The following is a 17,397-nucleotide window of genomic DNA, read 5'->3' on the forward strand; positions in this document are numbered from 1 at the left end:
ACAAACAGCGCTGTGGTCAGCGCAGCGGTGCGGGGCCCAGGTCGTCGATGAGCTTCTGCATCAGGACGTACGCCTTGTTGCGGTAGGCGATCAGGTCAGGTGTGCGCTCTGCAGGGACGTCGAGGAACCCAGCACCGGTCTTGGTGCCGAGCTTCCCGGCGTCCACCAGGTCCGTCAGGATCTTCGGCGTAGCGAACCGCTCCGGGAAATCCGTTTGCAGGGACTTGTAGCAGAAGTTGTAGACGTCCAAGCCGGCCATGTCTGCGATGGCAAAGGGGCCGAAGAGGGGGAGCCGGAAACCGAACGTCGTGCGCACCAGCGTGTCGATGTCTTCAGGTGTTGCCACGCCTTCCTCCACAAGCTGGGCAGCTTCGTGGAACAGGGCGTACTGCAGGCGGTTCAACACGAAGCCGGTGACGTCTTTGACGACAGCGGTTTCCTTGCCCGTGCTGTGCACAATCTCCCGCGCAGTAGTCACAACCGCCTCGTCGGTGCCCGCGTGAGGGATGATTTCCACGCCGGGAATGAACGGCGAGGGATTCGAGAAATGGATGCCGAGGAACCGCTCCGGGTTGGCGACCGCCTTGGCCATCTCCCCGATGGAGATGGTGGAGGTGTTGGAGCCGATGATGGCGTCCGGGCGGGCGGCGCCGCTGATCCGGCGGAGGATGTCGTTCTTGATTTCGAGGACTTCGGGTACAGCTTCTTCGATGAAATCCGCCTCGGCTACGGCCTCCTCGACCGACGCCGCGGCGACCAGGTTCTTCTCCAGTGTCTCGGTCGCGCGCTCGGGGAAGAGGCCGGCTGACACGAACTCCCGCGACTCTGCGATCACGCGGTCTAGATTCTTTTCCGCGATTTCGGCTGATACGTCGGAGAGTGCCACGGAGGCGCCGGACAGCGCCAGGACCTGGGCGATCCCGCCGCCCATGTATCCGGACCCAACTATTGCAACTTTGTGCGTCATTTTTTTTTAGTTCTCTTTCTGTGCGAAGGAGCAGCGGACTATCCAAGTCATCGGGCGGGTTGGCGCGCTTCCTGGCGGCCTTGCGCGACGAGGGGCGTGCCCAGGGCGTAGTCCTCGGTCTTGGGGAGGATCCTCTTCCGCAGGTACTCCTGGTTGCTGGCTGAGACGCTGAGGCCGTCTCCCCCGTAGTGTTCGGCGCAGATGATGCCCTGAAAGCCGCAAGCGAGCGCAGTGCGGAACGCCTCCCGATAGTTGATGACGCCGGTCTCCATGGGAGCGGGCATGCTGACGAACTGGTTGCGTGCGAGGTTCTCGTCCCGGAGGTAATTCTTCACGTGCCAGTAGTTCGCGTAGGGCATGGTCTTCTCGATCAGTTCCTGGATGGACTCGATAGGGCGGTGGACGCGTACCAGATTGCCGAGGTCGGGGTTGAGCCCGACGTTGGGCAGATCGATGTCCTGGACAAGCCGCACAGCGGAGTCGCCAGAGCCGAGATAGGTGTCCTCGTACAGTTCGAGGGACATCAGGAGTCCCAGGTCCGCGGCGTGGTTCCCGAGCTCACGAAGCCTCTCGACCGCCTTGGTCCAGGATTCGGGGTCATTCTCTGGGTCCTTATGTCCCTCGACGGTCCAGAACCACAGCTGCTGCTTCTGGAGAGGAGTAAGCGCCTGCTGCAGACCGAAGGAAACCACCTCGCAGCCGAGCTGCGCGGCAGCTTCCAGCGTTCGGTGGCTGTAGGCGAGATTGTCTTCCCAGCTCTGCTCATCGATGACGCTGCAACGGATAGCCGAGATAGCGGGTGCCCCCACGCCGACGTTGTCGGTAGCACGCTTCAGCTCGTCGAGGCGCTCGCTGGAAAGGTCGCCCGGGCGGATCCAGGTGTCCAACAGGTCGACGTTGTCGAAGCCGGCATCCTGTATCTCCCGGAAGACCGCCTCCCATACGGCAGGCTCAGCGTCCTGCATGGTGACACCGTCGCTTCCCTGATGCGGAAACTGAAGCGGTGCGGCGGTGATCGGCCAGGTGTCTGCGGTATAAACCATGAAGCACTCCGTCGTGAATCGTATTTCCTATGATTTTTACGGGCTCAAGAGGGCGCGCCGGCATACATATGCCGGGCGGTCGTGTGCCTACTGCGGCGGCGCTGTCGATTCCCTCACCAGCAGTCGTGTAGCAAGTTCAATGCGGGTCGAATCCGGCTCCTGGCCGTCGACCTGGCGCAGCAGCGCCCGGGCAGCGGAACGGCCGATTTCCCTGAGCGGCTGCTCGACCGTTGTCAGCTGGGGCATGGCCTGTTCGGCGAAGGACGTGCCGTCGAACCCAACGATGCTCAGATCGGCGGGCAATTCCAGACCGCGGCGGCGTGCTTCTTCCCACACTCCGCTCGCGATGGTGTCGTTCGCCGCGAATATCGCGGTGGGCGGCTCCGGCAGTTCAAGCAGGCGGCTCAACCCCTCGATGCCGAATGACCGGGTGAACTCCCCGGGAATCACGTATTCGGGGCGGACCTCGAGTCCGCGCCCCAGCAGAGCCGCCATGTATCCGTGCTGACGGTCCTGACTGCATTCGGCACGAGGTGGTCCGCCGAGGTGGGCAACCCGTTGATGCCCGAGATCCAGCAGGTGCTCGGTGGCAGCCTTGCCTCCCGCCCAGTTGGTTGCGCCCACGCTGACGACATCGGCGCCGGGCGGGTTGAGCGGATCCACGAGAACGACGGGGATGCCGCGCTCCTGGAAGGTGAGTAGATCACTGCGGCCCCATTTCGAGGTGACGAGCAGCAGGCCCTGTCGGCCGGCGTCGAGCATGCGCTGTACCCGCTGGGCCGCGCTGACGGCCTGCAGCGACATCGCGGAGAGCACCACTTCCGCACCGTTCTCGCTGGTGCATTCCAGGATCCCATCCATCACCTCGGCGTAGTAGGCGGTGGTGACGCTTTCCACGACGACGTCGAGCATGACTGAATCGGTGCGCCGCCGCGGCGTTGCAGAGCGGTAATTGAGACTGCGCATCACCTCCAGGACGCGGTCACGGGTGGCGGCAGCGACGTCATCCCTGCCATTGAGAACTTTCGAAACTGTGGGAATGGAGACGCCGGCAACCTCGGCTACCGAGGCCAGAGTGGCCTTTGACCTGACAGTGCTGCGAGTTGCCATACCGTCTCTCCTTCTCCGTGAATGCCGATGTTACCGGATTATTTCGGAGAGACCATTGACCTCTCCGATGTGATGCAGATAACTTTACACCAACCGAAACATCTTTCGAAACATTTCGAAAGAATGGGACTTAGAAGGTTCTTATCGACCGGTGCCAGCGTGGGCCCGGATCCGAGGAAGGAATTACCCAATGAAGCACCGCAAACTGTCAGGCATCGTCGCCGTCGCCTCCGCCCTGACACTGTCCCTGAGCATTTCCGCCTGCGGGAGCAGCGGCCCCCAGGACACCACCGCAAGTACGGGTTCCCCCACGTTCTGGGCTCTCACCGGCGCCAACGAGTCCATCATTGAGCCCTCCATCGAGTCGTGGAACGAGGAACACAACGACGCAGCAATCAAGCTGGATTTCTTCGCGAACGACGCCTACAAGACCAAGGTCCGCACTGCAATCGGTGCCGGAGAGGGCCCTACCCTCATCCACGGCTGGGGTGGCGGCGTGCTGAAGTCCTACGTTGACGAGGGCCACGTGATGGACCTGTCACAGTTCCTCGAGGAGAACCCCGAGGTGAAGGAGCGCTACATCCCCGCGGTTCTGGATAACGGCGTCATCGATGGCACAGCCTATGCCCTTCCCTACACCGGAATGCAGCCGGTTGTCATGTACTACAACAAGGAAGTCTTCGACCAGATCGGCGCGGAGCCGCCGCAGACCTGGGAGGAACTGATGGACCTTGTGCCTCAGTTCAAAGAGGCAGGCATCGCCCCGTTCTCCCTCGGCGGCCAGTCGAAGTGGCCCAACCTGATGTGGTTCTCCTACCTGGTGGACCGGATCGGCGGACCTGAGGTGTTCCAGGCCATTCTCGACGGCGAAGAGAGTGCCTGGTCTGATCCCGCGGTTCTCGAGGCCCTCACCAAGATCCAGGAACTGGTCGACGCCGGCGGCTTCGTCAACGGCTTCTCCTCGGTTGCGGCCGACGGCGGTGCTGACGCCGCCCTCATGTACACCGGCAAAGCAGCAATGCTGCTGCAGGGCGGCTGGGTCTACCAGACCATGAAGAACGATGCCCCGGACTTTGTCTCCTCCGGAAACCTGGGCTACCTCAACTTCCCCGAGGTGGAAGGCGGCAAGGGCGATCCGGAGAACATCGTGGGCAACCCGAGCAACTTCCTGTCGGTCTCAGAGGCCGCTACGGATGAGCAGAAGGAATCCGCCCTCGAGTACCTCAAGGACGGCGTGTACAACGAGGAGTACACCCAGAACCTCGTTGAATCGGGCGCCATCCCGCCGACGGTCGGTGCCGAGGACCTGCTGGCAGAATCCGAAGACAAGGACTTCCTGACGCAGCTCTACACCATGGCAACCGGTGCGCCGAGCTTCCAACTCTCGTGGGATCAGGCGCTCAGCCCGGAGGAGGGCAGCGCGATGCTCGCCAACCTGGACCGCATCTTCCTGGGGGAGATCACTCCCGAGCAGTTCGCGGAGACCATGAACGGGACGCTGGGCAAGTAAATGGCTCTGCAGACCGAAACCCGGTCCGCGTCACCGGCGCGGGGAGGCCGCAGCGCGGCCTCCCTGGGCTGGTTCGCCGTCCCGGCCCTCGTGTTCTTTGTCATCTTCGCGGTCATTCCGCTGATCGGAGTGATTTTCCTCAGTTTCACTCGATGGAATGGACTCGGTGAGATCAGGCTGACCGGCCTCGATAGCTGGGTCACCGCCCTCACCAGCCCCGTCACCATGAACGCGATCTGGGTAACTGTGAAGATCATGTTCTTCTCCCTGATCGTGCAGGTGCCGATCAGCCTGTTGCTCGGCGTCTTCACCGCTGGCAGTCAGCGCTACCGGGCAGTGCTCGCGGTCATCTACTTCGTTCCGCTGCTGCTCTCCTCAGCTGCCGTCGCCATTGCCTACAAGGCGTTGCTGGATCCGAACTTCGGGATGGGCCCGGGCCTGGGTCTGCCGATCCTTGCCCAGGACTGGCTCGGCAATCCGGACCTGGTGCTGTTCGTCGTCGTGTTCGTGATCGCCTGGCAGTTCGTGCCGTTCCATACGCTGATCTATCAGGGCGGTGTGCGGCAGATTCCGGCCAGCTTCTATGAGGCGGCGCAGATCGATGGCGCCGGCCGGGTGCAGCAGTTCTTCCACATCACCCTCCCGCAGCTGAAGTACACGATGATCACGTCAACCACGTTGATGGTGGTCGGATCGCTCGCCTACTTCGACCTCATCTTTGTCCTGACCGCAGGCGGCCCGGGCTACGCAACCCGGCTGCTGCCGCTGCACATGTACCTCACCGGGTTCCAGGCCAATGACATGGGGGCGGCCAGCGCGCTGGGAGTGATTCTCGTCGTCGTCGGGCTGGGCCTTGCGATTCTCGTCCAGAGCTTCGGCGGCAGGAACCGCTCCGCCAGCCAGTTGGAAGGTGCCTGATGGCTGTCACAACTGAAGTCCCGCAATCCACCGGCAAGGGCTCCGGCTCTCAGATCCTGCAACGACGACGGCGGCGCTCCGGACACCGTTCCAACCTCCTCGGCGGTCTGGGCGGCTGGATCTGGCTCGTCGTGATCATCCTGCCCATCTACTACGTGGTGGTCACCAGCCTGAAGAACCAGGCCGGATTCTTCGGCAGCAACCCGCTGGCGCCGCCTACGGACCCGACGCTCGACAATTACGTCTTCGTCCTCGAGCAGGGCTTCACCCGGTACTTCGCAAACTCGCTGATTGTCACGGTGGGGACCGTGCTGCCAGCACTCGTGATCTCCTTCATGGCCGCCTATGCGATTGTGCGGGGACAGGGCAGGTTCATCACCTGGACCAACACCCTGTTCCTGATGGGGCTCGCGATTCCGCTTCACGCCACCATCATTCCGATCTATTACATGATCACTCGGGTCCGGCTCTATGACACCCTGCTGGCGTTGATTCTGCCCTCGATCGCGTTCGCCATTCCGATCTCGGTCCTCATCCTGTCGAACTTCCTGCGCAACGTGCCCAAGGAATTGTTCGAGTCCATGAGGCTCGACGGTTGCTCGGAGTTCAGCATGATGTGGCGGCTCGCCTTGCCGCTGACCCGTCCGGCAGTGGTGACCGTCGGAATCTACAACGCCCTGCACGTCTGGAACGGCTTCCTGTTCCCGCTGATCCTGACGCAAAGTCCGGACAAGCGCGTGCTACCGCTCTCGCTCTGGGCGTTCCAGGGCGAGTACACGATCAATATCCCGGCGGTGCTCGCCGCCGTCATGCTGGCAACCCTGCCATTACTGGTGCTTTACGCAGTGGCGCGGAAGCAGTTGGTCAGCGGGCTCACGGCCGGATTCAGCAAGTAATCCAGTCAGCAAACAAAGGACTTTCATGACTTCCAATATTCCTCCGCTGCGCGTGGGGATGGTCGGGTACGCCTTCATGGGTGCTGCCCATTCCCACGCCTGGCGCACGGCTCCGCGGTTCTTCGACCTGCCGCTGCAGCCTGAACTGTCCATCCTGGTCGGTCGCAACGCCGATGCCGCCGCCAGCGCTGCCTCGCGTATGGGCTGGAACGAGACCGCCACCGATTGGCGGGAAGTGATCCAGCGGGACGACGTCGACCTGATCGACATCTGCACGCCCGGGGACACCCATGCCGAGATCGCGATCGCCGCGCTCGAAGCGGGAAAGCACGTGCTGTGCGAGAAGCCGCTGGCCAACTCCGTTGAAGAGGCCGAGCGGATGGTGGCCGCCGCCGAGGCAGCAGCACAGCGCGGCATCCTCTCCATGTGCGGTTACAGTTACCGCCGCACACCGGCGCTGACCCTGGCGCGGGAACTGGTCCAGGAGGGGCGCATCGGGACCATCCGCCATGTCCGGGCTCAGTATCTGCAGGACTGGCTCTCCGATGAGAACACCCCGCTGACCTGGCGCATGGATAAGGAGAAGGCCGGATCAGGTTCGCTCGGTGACATCGGTGCGCACATCATTGACGCGGCTCAATGGGTAACCGGTAAGCAGGTCAGCGGGGTCTCGGCACTGATGGAGACCTTCGTGACCGAGCGTCCGGTCGGCGGGGACCTGGTTGGTCTGGGCGGACGCGGGGACGCGTCCGGGGAGCGCGGGCCGGTCACGGTTGACGACGCCGCTGCCTTCACCGCGCGGTTCGACGGCGGCGGCATCGGCGTGTTCGAAGCCACCCGGTTCGCACTTGGGCGCAAGAACGCCATCCGGCTGGAAGTGAACGGATCTGAGGGCTCGATCGCGTTCGACTTCGAGGACATGAACGTCCTGGAGTACTACGACGGCAGCAATGACAGCCGCATCTCCGGGTTCCGGCGCATCCAGGTGGGTGAACCCGACCACCCGTACACCGGCAACTGGTGGCCCGTCGGTCATGGCCTCGGCTACGAGCACGGGTTCACACATCAGGTGGTGGACCTCGTGACTGCGCTGGGTGATGGAACATCACAACCAACCCAACCCTCGCCGTCGTTCGCTGACGCACTGCAGGTCCAGCGGGTGCTGGCCGCGGTGGAGCGCAGCGCAACCAACGAATCCCGCTGGCAGCGGGTCGACAAGGAGATTTCCCGATGACACGACCGATCACTTTATTCACCGGCCAGTGGGCGGACCTGCCGTTCGAGGAGGTTGCGCGGCTCGCGGGCCAGTGGGGCTTCGACGGGCTGGAGATTGCCTGCTGGGGTGACCACCTCGACCCGGAGCGCGTCCTCGAGGACGACGCCTACCTCCGCGACCGCCTCGACATCCTCGAGCGGAACAACCTGCAGGTCCATGCGGTTGCCAACCATCTGACCGGGCAGGCCGTGTGCGATGACCCGATCGACGAGCGGCACCGCGGCATCCTTCCCGATCGGGTGTGGGGAGACGGCGAGCCGGAGGGGGTCCGGCGTCGTGCCGCCGACGTCATGAAGGCCACCGCACACGCGGCTGCGCGGCTCGGCGTCAACACCGTGACGGGCTTTACCGGCTCCTCGATCTGGAAATGCGTGGCCATGTTCCCGCCCGTGCCCGACTCGATGATCAACACCGGCTATGAGGACTTCGCTGACCGCTGGCACCCGATCATGGATGCGTTCGACGACGCCGGCGTGCGTTTCGCGCTGGAGGTCCACCCCTCGGAAATCGCCTACGACTACTGGAGCACCCGGCGGACCCTGGACGTCATGGCCGGCCGCAGGAACTTCGGGCTGAACTTCGACCCTTCGCACTTCATCTGGCAGGACCTTGATCCGGTGATGTTCCTCCAGGACTTCGCCGACTCCATCTTCCATATGCATGTGAAGGAATCCGTGCGCCAACTGAACGGGCGCAATGGACGGCTCGGCTCCCACCTCCCGTGGGGTGATCCACGGCGGGGCTGGGACTTCGTCACCGCCGGGCACGGCGACGTGCAGTGGGAGCCGATCTTCCGGATGCTCAACTCCATCGGCTACGACGGGCCGGTCAGCGTCGAGTGGGAGGACGCAGGCATGGATCGGCTCATTGGTGCACCGCAGGCACTCGCACTGGTTCGGCAACTGGGTGAAATCGCTCCCTCTGCCGCCGCCTTCGACGCCGCATTCTCGACCGGGCGCTAACCCTTACCAGCAGAAAGACGTGACATGACAAACAAGAACGCCCTGATAGTCCGCGGCGGGTGGGACGGCCACCAGCCCGTGGAAGCCACCGAGCGCTTCATTCCGTTCCTCCGCGAAAGCGGTTACGACGTCCGCGTCGAGGAATCGCCCAAGATCTATGCCGATCCCGAGTACATGCCCACCGTAGACCTGATTGTTCAGTGCAACACGATGAACACGATCGAGAAGGACGAGTTCCGCGGGCTGCGCGCGGCGATCGAAGCCGGAACGGGGATGGCCGGGTGGCACGGCGGCATCGCCGATTCCTACCGGAACGAGTCCGACTACCTGCACCTGATCGGCGGCCAGTTCGCCTGCCACCCGGGCAAGCACCCGGACGAGTGCACCGGTGAACAGTCCGATAATTACGTGCCGTACCGGGTCAACATGCTGCCCGCCGCAGCCGAACATCCCATCACGCAGGGGATCGGTGACTTCGACCTGGTCACCGAGCAGTACTGGGTGCTGGCGGACGACTACATCGACGTGCTGGCCACGACCACGCAGGCAGTGCGGGAGTGGGACCCGTGGCACCGACCGGTCACCTCGCCGGCCATCTGGACGCGTCACTGGGGTGAAGGCCGCATCTTCGTCAGCACGCCCGGCCATCGCGTGGAGATTCTCGACGATCCGAACGTACGCACCATCATCGAAAGGGGCATGCTGTGGGCAAGCCGTTGAACATCGGCATCATTGGTTGCGGAGCTATCGTCGCCCAATACCTGGAGACGTTCCGGCAACTTGAGGCCGTGAACCTGGTCGCGGTTGCCGATCTGGACCCTGTGCGGGCGCGTGCGGTCGCAGACACTCAGCCCGGGGTGTGGGCACTGAGCGTTGATGAACTCCTGGACGACGAGGCCATCGATGCCGTCCTCAACCTGACCATTCCCGCGGCGCACGCCGAGGTCGCCCTGAGAGCGATCGACGCCGGAAAGCACGTCTACGGGGAAAAGCCGCTCGCCGCGACCACGGAGGAGGCGAGGGAAGTGCTCGACGCCGCAGAGGCGGCGGGTGTCCGCGTCGGTTGTGCGCCGGACACGGTGCTGGGCACCGGTATCCAGACGGCACGCAAGGTGATTGACGACGGGCTGATCGGTGCTCCGATCTCGGCGACGGCCACCATGGTCACCCCCGGCCACGAGCGCTGGCATCCCAACCCGGACTTTTATTACCTTCCCGGCGGCGGTCCGCTACTCGATATGGGTCCGTATTACGTGACGGCGCTCGTCACGCTACTGGGGCCGGTGGCCTCGGTGATGGGGGTGGCAAGCCATACCCGAACGTCACGGACTATCGGTTCAGGCCCCCGGGCAGGCGAAGCAATTCCAGTGACCACGGATTCACATGTGACGGGCGTGCTGGTGCATGAGTCGGGTGCACTTTCCACCCTGGTGATGAGCTTCGATGCAGTGCAGACCCGGTCACCCAATATCGAAATCCACGGTGAGACAGCGAGCCTGATTGTTCCTGACCCCAACTACTTCGACGGCGATGTGGAGATCTGCACCCTCGCCGATCGAGACGCCGGCTGGAAAGTACTGCCGGCAAGCGCGGGCTACCGCGGTGCCGGCCGTGGGTACGGACTTGCGGATATGGCGGAGACCCCTGAAGGGGAGCAGCACCGTGCCAACGGCGAACTTGCCTACCACGTGCTTGAGGTTATGGAGTCGCTGCTGAATTCCGCGGCCACCGGAGCATCGGTTCCCCTCAAGAGCCGTGCGGACCGGCCGAACGCCGTGCCTCTGGGGGAGGTTCCGCGACCGGTGGCGTAGTGCCTTAACGAATTTTCCAACCTTGGCTAGGAGGACAAAAGCGTCTGAAGAACGCCTTTCTCTCGCAGCAACTGCGGCACACATGCCGCCGACAACGGTGTCTTTGCACCGCGAAAGGACCAGCAACACAATGAATAAGAGAAAAGCCCTGCTTGGAGCGGGGATGTCTGCGGCACTCGCCGTGACGCTGATTGGGTGTACCAATAACAACGGTGGCGGTGGCGGAACCGGCGCCGGAGCGAGCAAAACGAACTGCACCAACGAGATCAAGGTGCAGGACGTTCCGGTTGTCACGTACTGGGGCTGGTTCGAGGACACTGCGCAGACTGTCGACAATTTCAACGAAAGCCATGATGACGTACAGATCTGCTGGACCAACGCCGGGCAGGGAGCCGATGCATACACCAAGCTCTCAACCTCGCTCCAGTCCAAGTCCGGGGCCCCCGACATCGTTCAGATCGAGTACGACTGGCTGAACAGCTTCCTTATCCAGGGCGGCCTGGTCGACATGACCGAGCACGGGATCGAGGAGTACAAAGACAACTTCACCGAAGGGGCCTGGCGCGACGTCTCGAGCGGCGACGGCGTCTACGCTGTACCGGTCGACCTCGGTCCGGTCGGAATGTGGTACCGCGCCGACATTTTCGAAGAGCACGGCATCGCGATTCCGACCACCTGGGAGGAGTACGCTGCAGCGGCCGAGCAGCTGAGCGAGGCTACCGGTGGAGACACCCGGATCGGCAACTTTGCACCTAACGGCCAGGGCCAGCATTACGCTCTCCTCGACCAGGCAGGTGCCGTACCCTTCGAGTTCGACAACGGCAATCCGACGGAAATCAGCATCAACCACAATGACGAGGCAAGCAAGAAAGTCTTCGACTACTGGCTCGATCTGGTCGATCGCGACCTTGTAGGTACCGATCAGGCATGGACCTCCGAATTCAATACCGCTCTCGGCGGCGGCCGGTATGCGACTGCGATTTACCCTGTCTGGTACAACATTCACATCCCCGCGTTCGAGGGTGCGGAGGCGGATGCCGAATGGCGGGCGGCCCCCATTCCGCAGTGGGACGGCGCCGACCCCAAGCAGGTGAACTGGGGCGGCAGCACACTGGCCGTCACAGCTCAAGCGGATGATCCGGCACTTGCCACAAAGGTTGCTGCTGAGCTCTATGTTCCCCAGGAGAACAAGGAACTCGGGGTCGAGGTGGGTGGGCTCTTCCTGGCCTATCCCGAGATGATCGAATCCGACTACTTCCAGGACCGCCCATACGAATTCTATGGCGGCCAGCAGATCAACAAGGAGGTCTTCGGACCGGCTGCTCTCGCGTATGAGGGCGTGACGTTCTCGCCGTTCTCGCAGTACTACTACGACGAGTCACAGCGTCTGCTGTCGGAGGCGATCGCAGGCAACATGTCGGCCGCCGAGGCAGCCGACGAGCTCCAGGCCTCGCTTGAGACCTATGCCACCGACCAGGGTTTCACCCTGAAATGAGTCAGATCTGTGCGGGCGGGGGGGTGCGACGCAACCCCCGCCCGCACAGCGGTTCTCCATATGCCTCCCCAAGGAAGTAACACATGCCAGCCACCACACCGCTACAACAGTCCGGCCGTCCCCCTGCTGGAAAGCGGGGTACCACTCTGGAGACGAAGCACGCGCGATTCGGGTGGGTCTTTCTCGCTCCGTTCGCGATCGTTTTTCTGGTCTTTCTCGTCCTGCCCCTCGCCTACGCATTCTGGATGAGCCTGCACACCAACACGCTTGCGGGAGGCGAGCAGTTCGCCGGACTGGCGAACTACGTCACCGCATTCAACGACCAGCGCTTCCTGGCGGGAATGGCGCGGGTCGCCGCGTTCGCCGTCGTTTTTGTGCCACTGCAGATCGGGCTGGCGCTCATCCTCGCGCTCATCCTCGACGACGTTCGAACCAGGTTGTCCCGTTTCTCGCGGCTCCTCATCTTCGCGCCCTACGCCATCCCCGGGGTAATTGGAGCACTGATGTGGGGGTTCCTGTATAGCCCATCGTTCGGACCCTTGGTGACATTCTTCGAGTTCCTGCAAATGCAGGCGCCGGACATGCTCAGTCGTGACTCGATTTTCTGGTCGCTGACCAACATCGTGACGTGGCAGTGGACGGGCTACTACATGATCATCATCTACGCGTCACTGCAGTCGATCGACCCGTCCATCTACGAAGCCGCACGCATCGACGGCGCGTCGAAGCTGCAGACTGCGCTGCAGGTCAAGGTGCCCATCGTCGCGTCCTCACTCGTGCTGGTGGTCGTGTTCTCACTGATCGGGACGCTGCAGTTCTTCACCGAACCGCAGGTGCTCGCACCCCTGGCCGGTAACGCCATCGACGCCGCGTACACCCCGAACCTGTACGCCTACAACCTGGCGTTCTCATATCAGCAGTTCAACTACGCGTCGGCCATCTCCTTCGCGCTAGGGCTTCTGGTCTTCCTCGCCTCCATCATTTTCCTGATCGCCACTCGCAAGCAGAGCGGACTCCGCTGATGACAACTTCACCTGCACCTCTCCTCGATGACGCCGTAAGCCCCTCCGGTCCACGAAAGAAACGGGGGAAAGGCAAACCCAGGCGCAACAAGTCGGTCGGCCTGCACATCCTCCTTGCAGTCGCTTCCCTCTACTTCCTCCTTCCCATGTGGTGGCTCTTCGTGGCAGGGACCAAGAGCACCCAGGGACTGTTCACCGGCACTGGAGGACCTCTGTGGTTTGACCAGAACTTCGCCCTGTTCGACAACATCGCACAGCTTGCGACCTACAACAACGGCATCTACCTGAAATGGCTGGGCAACTCCTTCCTGTACGCGACTGCGGGAGGTATCGGCGCAACAATCCTCGCCGTTCTGGCCGGATACGCGTTCGCAAAATACCGCTTTCGGGGCCGAACAGTCAGCTTCATGATCCTGTTGGCGTCGGTGATGGTTCCGGCGACGGCGCTCGTTATTCCGACGTACGTGCTGTTCAACAACCTCGGCCTCACCAACACCATCTGGGCGGTGATCCTCCCATCGCTGCTGAGCCCGTTCGGCGTGTATCTCATGCGCGTCTATGTTCAGGACGCAATCCCGGACGAATTGCTGGACGCTGCCCGGGTGGATGGCTCTGGAGAATTCAGGACGTTTGCCACTATCGCGCTGCCCTTGATGCGTCCGGCGGTTGTGACGGTGATGCTGCTCTCCGTCGTCGGAGGCTGGAACAACTACTTCCTGCCGCTCGCCATGATTTCAGACCCGACGTTGCTTCCCGTCACGGTGGGTCTGAACGCCTGGCAGGTTCAGTCGAACTCCGCCACCGCCAGCAGCCTCGTGTGGCACCTGGTGACAAGCGGAGCCCTGGTCTCCGTGATACCACTCATCATCGCCTTCCTGATGCTGCAGAAGTACTGGCAGGGCGGACTGTCGCTGGGCAGCCTGAAGTAGTAGCGGTACCACTCGAACCTTCGTACACCAACCATTGAGGAGCAGTATGCCCAACGCCCGCGTGACCGTCGATCCCCACTTCATCATCGGCCGCATCAACCGCCGGCTCTTCGGGTCTTTCATCGAGCACATGGGACGCGCCGTCTACACCGGTATCTACGAGCCCGGCCACCCTACCGCCGACGAGGAGGGCTTCCGTCAGGACGTCATCGAACTCGTGAAGGAGTTGGGCGTTACCGGCATCCGCTACCCGGGCGGCAACTTCGTTTCGGGATTTCAGTGGCGGGACAGCATTGGTCCCAAAGACCAGCGTCCCCGTCGGCTCGACCTGGCATGGCGGTCTACCGAAACAAACCAGGTGGGGCTGCACGAATTCGCCTCGTGGGTCGAGAAGGTGGGCGGTGAGTTGATGTACGCGGTCAACCTCGGCACCGCCGACACGAAGGACGCTCTCGATGTGGTCGAGTACTCGAACATCGCGAAGGGCTCCACGCTGTCCGAAGAGCGCATTGAGAACGGCCGGCCGGACCCCTTCGGTATCAGGATGTGGTATCTCGGGAACGAGATGGACGGTCCCTGGCAGGTCGGGCATTCGTCGGCCGAGGACTACGGCAAGAAGGCGTCCCGTACAGCGAAAGCGCTGCGCCAGTTGGACCCGGCGGTGGAGTTGGTAGCCTCGGGATCCTCACACCCGACAATGCCCACGTTCCCCGTCTGGGACCGGGTTGTACTGGAGCATGCGTACGACGACGTCGACTACATCTCCTGCCATGGCTACTACGAGGAAAAGAACGGCGACCTCGGCTCTTTCCTCGCCGCCCCCGTGAAGATGGACCGGTATCTTGACGTAGTCATCGCGACCGCTGACCACGTCAAAGCGGTCAAACGCAGCGAGAAGACACTCAACATCTCCTTTGATGAATGGAACGTCTGGTACCTGAGCGACAACCTTCGGCGATTCCCGCGTCAGGCGGACCGCTTCTACCGCACCGACGAGATCGAGGGGGACAACTGGCCGGAGGCTCCCCGGCTCGCCGAAGACGTCTACTCAGTCGCGGATGCGGTGGTGGTCGGTGGACTGCTGATCTCCCTGCTTCGGCACGCAGACCGAGTCACCTCGGCGGCCATGTCAATGCTCGTGAACGTGATCGCACCGATCACCACCGAGCCCGGCGGTCCCGCCTGGCGGCAAACCACCTACTATCCGTTCGCGGTCACCTCCAGGCTCGCCGTCGGCGTCGCTCTCGACATCCGGGTTGAAAGCGAGCAGTACGACGCTGATGAACTCGGCAGCGTGCCGCTCATCGATGCCGGGGCGACGTACGACACCGAGAGCGGACGTGCTGCGGTCTTCCTCGTAAACCGGTCGCTCTCCGATGCCATCACGGTCACCGTGAACCTGGCCAAGCTCGGCGATGTAGCGTTGCTTGAATCGCAGATGATCTCCGATGCGGACGTGTACGCCAGAAACACGATGGACGCTCCGGATCGAGTGCAGCTTAAGCCCAATTCGACGGTGACGCACGACGACGGCCTCCTCACGGTGACCCTGCCGCCTGTTTCCTGGACAGCGGTGGCGTTGGGCCGGCCGGGAGAACTTGACCTCTAGCAACGATTGATGCGACGACCAAACAAAGGAACCGAAAATATGAAGACACGCAGAATCTCAGACATCGACGTCAGTGCGATCGGATTCGGCGGAATGCCGGTATCCATTGAGGGGCGGCCGGACGAAGCCCAGGCCATAGCCACTGTGCACGCGGCGCTCGATGAGGGCATCACCCTCTTCGACACGGCGGACGCGTACCACCTCCACGCGGACGAGGTCGGGCACAACGAGTCCCTCATCGCCCGGGCGGTCGCGAGCTGGGGCGGTGACACGTCGGACGTTCTCATCGCCACGAAGGGAGGGCACCTCCGCCCAGGTGACGGCACATGGACCCTCAACGGCAGGCCCGAATACATCAAGAAGGCCGCCGAGGCGTCCCTCAAACGGCTCGGTGTCGAAGCTATCGGTCTCTATCAGTTCCACCGTCCTGACCCGGAGGTCCCCTACGAGGATTCCGTGGGAGCGATCCGGGATTTGCTGGACGAGGGGAAGATCCGTCTCGCGGGCATCTCGAATGCGAACCCGGAGCGCATCCGGCTGTCCCAGGAGATACTCGGCGGGCGCCTCGCCTCGGTGCAGAACCAGTTCTCGCCGGCGTTCCGGAGCAGCGAACCCGAGCTCCAGTTGTGTGACGAGCTTGGGATCGCGTTTCTTCCCTGGAGCCCGCTGGGAGGGATCTCGTCGGCCGGTGCCCTCGGCGACCGGTTCAGCGCATTCGGAAAGGTGGCCGAATACCGCGGCGTCAGCCCGCAGGTCGTCTGCCTGGCATGGCACCTGTCCCGGTCGCCTCAGGTCATTCCCATTCCCGGATCCTCCCGGCCCGCCAGCATCCGCGACTCGGCCACCGCCGTCGACCTGATGCTGACGGACGAGGAAGTCACCCTGCTCGACGCGGCGGCAGCCGACGGGACCGAGACGGTCTGACCGTCATCGGGCGGGTGAGCTGACACCGTCGTCCTTCTGGCGACTAGGAAGCTCACCCGCGCGTCGACTCAAGAATGAAGCGCGCGGTCTCCTCCGGCTGGTCCCAGTGGGGGAAGTGCCCGCAGTCCTCGAAGACGTGGAGGGTGGCGTCCGGGTAGAGCGACATTGCGACGGCCGCTTCGCTCAGTGGCGTAACCCTGTCCTGGTTGCCCCATCCGAAGGCGAGGCTTCCCTTGAGGCTGCCCTGGGGTGCGCCCTCTTGGCGCGGACCGTGGGCGAGTGACCTGCGTGCCGCATCAAGACTGGGGGAGGTAGCGAATCCGCGGAGCTCGGTCAGGACGAGATCCGGGTCAAGTTTCCACGGGGCGGCAGAAAACTGGGCGAGGAGCGCTGTGCGTCCGGCTGCCTGTTTCACGAGCGACGGAAGGGCAGGCTGAATCCGGCGTACGAGCGCGATGGACGCAGTGATGGTGCTGTTGAAGATGCGCACCTGGGTGTCGTTCCAGAATCCGCCGGGGTCGAGAGCGACCACGTTGCCTGTGTGCCCACGTCGGGCCATCTCGACGACCATGCGCGCTCCCATCGAGCTGCCCACAATGTCCGCGCCTTCCAGATCCTCGTCGCGGAGGAAGCGTTCGACGGCGTCCGTCAGGGTGGCGATGGTTACCTCACCGGTGAGGGGCTCGCTTTTGCCGAATCCGGGAAGGTCAAAGGCGATCACTTCGCGCTGTTCCTTGAGCAGGGGGAGTACGGGATCCCAGTTCCGGATGCTGGACCCGAGCCCGTGGACGAGCACGAGTGGTTTTCCGGAGCCGCTTCGTTCGGTGTTCAACATTGGAGATTATGTTCCTTCCGTTGCCACGCCGGAGGGCGAGATGAAGTGAGGTGACCCAGACTAGTACGCGATCGGCCCACTTCCTTGAGT

General features: G+C 63.0%; 16 protein-coding genes. 12 read left to right on the forward strand and 4 right to left on the reverse strand.

Features of this window, described 5'->3' with window-relative positions; all coding sequences use genetic code 11:
* Positions 1-16: 16 nt before the first annotated feature.
* From AC5RTB_RS01060 to AC5RTB_RS01070, 3 genes are all read right to left on the reverse strand, one after another.
* A complete protein-coding gene (locus tag AC5RTB_RS01060) occupies positions 17-967 on the reverse strand; it encodes a 3-hydroxyacyl-CoA dehydrogenase family protein (protein WP_494059218.1) in 951 nt (316 codons plus the stop codon).
* Between the two features lie 47 nt (positions 968-1,014).
* Entirely contained in the window at positions 1,015-2,010 is a 996-nt protein-coding gene (locus AC5RTB_RS01065) for a sugar phosphate isomerase/epimerase family protein (RefSeq protein WP_494059219.1), read from the reverse strand.
* Between the two features lie 87 nt (positions 2,011-2,097).
* The gene (locus tag AC5RTB_RS01070; RefSeq protein ID WP_494059220.1) at positions 2,098-3,120 is read right to left on the reverse strand and encodes a LacI family DNA-binding transcriptional regulator; all 1,023 of its coding nucleotides are present in this window, start codon (positions 3,118-3,120) and stop codon (positions 2,098-2,100) included.
* Between the two features lie 190 nt (positions 3,121-3,310).
* On the opposite strand from AC5RTB_RS01070, the gene AC5RTB_RS01075 reads away from it, so the two are divergent.
* The 12 genes from AC5RTB_RS01075 to AC5RTB_RS01130 all read left to right on the forward strand — a co-directional run bounded on the left by AC5RTB_RS01075 (position 3,311) and on the right by AC5RTB_RS01130 (position 16,472).
* A complete protein-coding gene (locus tag AC5RTB_RS01075) occupies positions 3,311-4,630 on the forward strand; it encodes an ABC transporter substrate-binding protein (protein ID WP_494059221.1) in 1,320 nt (439 codons plus the stop codon).
* On the forward strand, positions 4,631-5,548 hold the full coding sequence (locus AC5RTB_RS01080; RefSeq protein WP_494059222.1) for a carbohydrate ABC transporter permease: 918 nt from the start codon (positions 4,631-4,633) through the stop codon (positions 5,546-5,548).
* Positions 5,548-6,444, forward strand: coding sequence for a carbohydrate ABC transporter permease (locus AC5RTB_RS01085; RefSeq protein WP_494059223.1), 897 nt, complete (start codon positions 5,548-5,550; stop codon positions 6,442-6,444). The genes AC5RTB_RS01080 and AC5RTB_RS01085 overlap by 1 nt, the downstream gene beginning before the upstream one ends.
* Before the next feature lie 25 nt (positions 6,445-6,469).
* Positions 6,470-7,678: a Gfo/Idh/MocA family protein gene (locus AC5RTB_RS01090; RefSeq protein WP_494059224.1), complete on the forward strand. Its 1,209-nt coding sequence runs from the start codon at positions 6,470-6,472 to the stop codon at positions 7,676-7,678.
* Entirely contained in the window at positions 7,675-8,682 is a 1,008-nt protein-coding gene (locus tag AC5RTB_RS01095; protein ID WP_494059225.1) for a sugar phosphate isomerase/epimerase family protein, read from the forward strand. Before AC5RTB_RS01090 ends, AC5RTB_RS01095 begins: the two co-directional genes overlap by 4 nt.
* Positions 8,683-8,706: 24 nt before the next feature.
* On the forward strand, positions 8,707-9,402 hold the full coding sequence (locus tag AC5RTB_RS01100; RefSeq protein WP_494059226.1) for a ThuA domain-containing protein: 696 nt from the start codon (positions 8,707-8,709) through the stop codon (positions 9,400-9,402).
* Positions 9,387-10,493, forward strand: coding sequence for a Gfo/Idh/MocA family protein (locus AC5RTB_RS01105; RefSeq protein WP_494059227.1), 1,107 nt, complete (start codon positions 9,387-9,389; stop codon positions 10,491-10,493). The genes AC5RTB_RS01100 and AC5RTB_RS01105 overlap by 16 nt, the downstream gene beginning before the upstream one ends.
* A gap of 130 nt (positions 10,494-10,623) precedes the next feature.
* Complete coding sequence (locus AC5RTB_RS01110; RefSeq protein WP_494059228.1) at positions 10,624-11,988, forward strand: ABC transporter substrate-binding protein; 1,365 nt, start codon at positions 10,624-10,626, stop codon at positions 11,986-11,988.
* Between the two features lie 83 nt (positions 11,989-12,071).
* Positions 12,072-13,010, forward strand: coding sequence for a carbohydrate ABC transporter permease (locus AC5RTB_RS01115; protein ID WP_494059229.1), 939 nt, complete (start codon positions 12,072-12,074; stop codon positions 13,008-13,010).
* Positions 13,010-13,939, forward strand: coding sequence for a carbohydrate ABC transporter permease (locus AC5RTB_RS01120; RefSeq protein WP_494059230.1), 930 nt, complete (start codon positions 13,010-13,012; stop codon positions 13,937-13,939). The genes AC5RTB_RS01115 and AC5RTB_RS01120 overlap by 1 nt, the downstream gene beginning before the upstream one ends.
* A gap of 46 nt (positions 13,940-13,985) precedes the next feature.
* Positions 13,986-15,548: an arabinosylfuranosidase ArfA gene (gene arfA / locus AC5RTB_RS01125; protein WP_494059231.1), complete on the forward strand. Its 1,563-nt coding sequence runs from the start codon at positions 13,986-13,988 to the stop codon at positions 15,546-15,548.
* A 39-nt stretch (positions 15,549-15,587) separates the two neighbouring features.
* Positions 15,588-16,472: an aldo/keto reductase gene (locus AC5RTB_RS01130; RefSeq protein ID WP_494059232.1), complete on the forward strand. Its 885-nt coding sequence runs from the start codon at positions 15,588-15,590 to the stop codon at positions 16,470-16,472.
* Between the two features lie 52 nt (positions 16,473-16,524).
* On the opposite strand, the gene AC5RTB_RS01135 is transcribed toward AC5RTB_RS01130, so the two are convergent.
* Entirely contained in the window at positions 16,525-17,307 is a 783-nt protein-coding gene (locus AC5RTB_RS01135; protein WP_494059233.1) for an alpha/beta fold hydrolase, read from the reverse strand.
* Positions 17,308-17,397: the final 90 nt, after the last annotated feature.

The sequence above is a fragment of the Arthrobacter sp. M71 S08 genome (genome assembly GCF_059089725.1).

Coding starts and splice junctions, on each gene's coding strand:
- AC5RTB_RS01060 (WP_494059218.1), bottom strand. CDS start 967: ATGACGCACAAAGTTGCAATAGTTGGGTCCGGATACATGGGCGGCGGG.
- AC5RTB_RS01065 (WP_494059219.1), bottom strand. CDS start 2,010: ATGGTTTATACCGCAGACACCTGGCCGATCACCGCCGCACCGCTTCAG.
- AC5RTB_RS01070 (WP_494059220.1), bottom strand. CDS start 3,120: ATGGCAACTCGCAGCACTGTCAGGTCAAAGGCCACTCTGGCCTCGGTA.
- AC5RTB_RS01075 (WP_494059221.1), top strand. CDS start 3,311: ATGAAGCACCGCAAACTGTCAGGCATCGTCGCCGTCGCCTCCGCCCTG.
- AC5RTB_RS01080 (WP_494059222.1), top strand. CDS start 4,631: ATGGCTCTGCAGACCGAAACCCGGTCCGCGTCACCGGCGCGGGGAGGC.
- AC5RTB_RS01085 (WP_494059223.1), top strand. CDS start 5,548: ATGGCTGTCACAACTGAAGTCCCGCAATCCACCGGCAAGGGCTCCGGC.
- AC5RTB_RS01090 (WP_494059224.1), top strand. CDS start 6,470: ATGACTTCCAATATTCCTCCGCTGCGCGTGGGGATGGTCGGGTACGCC.
- AC5RTB_RS01095 (WP_494059225.1), top strand. CDS start 7,675: ATGACACGACCGATCACTTTATTCACCGGCCAGTGGGCGGACCTGCCG.
- AC5RTB_RS01100 (WP_494059226.1), top strand. CDS start 8,707: ATGACAAACAAGAACGCCCTGATAGTCCGCGGCGGGTGGGACGGCCAC.
- AC5RTB_RS01110 (WP_494059228.1), top strand. CDS start 10,624: ATGAATAAGAGAAAAGCCCTGCTTGGAGCGGGGATGTCTGCGGCACTC.
- AC5RTB_RS01115 (WP_494059229.1), top strand. CDS start 12,072: ATGCCAGCCACCACACCGCTACAACAGTCCGGCCGTCCCCCTGCTGGA.
- AC5RTB_RS01120 (WP_494059230.1), top strand. CDS start 13,010: ATGACAACTTCACCTGCACCTCTCCTCGATGACGCCGTAAGCCCCTCC.
- arfA (WP_494059231.1), top strand. CDS start 13,986: ATGCCCAACGCCCGCGTGACCGTCGATCCCCACTTCATCATCGGCCGC.
- AC5RTB_RS01130 (WP_494059232.1), top strand. CDS start 15,588: ATGAAGACACGCAGAATCTCAGACATCGACGTCAGTGCGATCGGATTC.
- AC5RTB_RS01135 (WP_494059233.1), bottom strand. CDS start 17,307: ATGTTGAACACCGAACGAAGCGGCTCCGGAAAACCACTCGTGCTCGTC.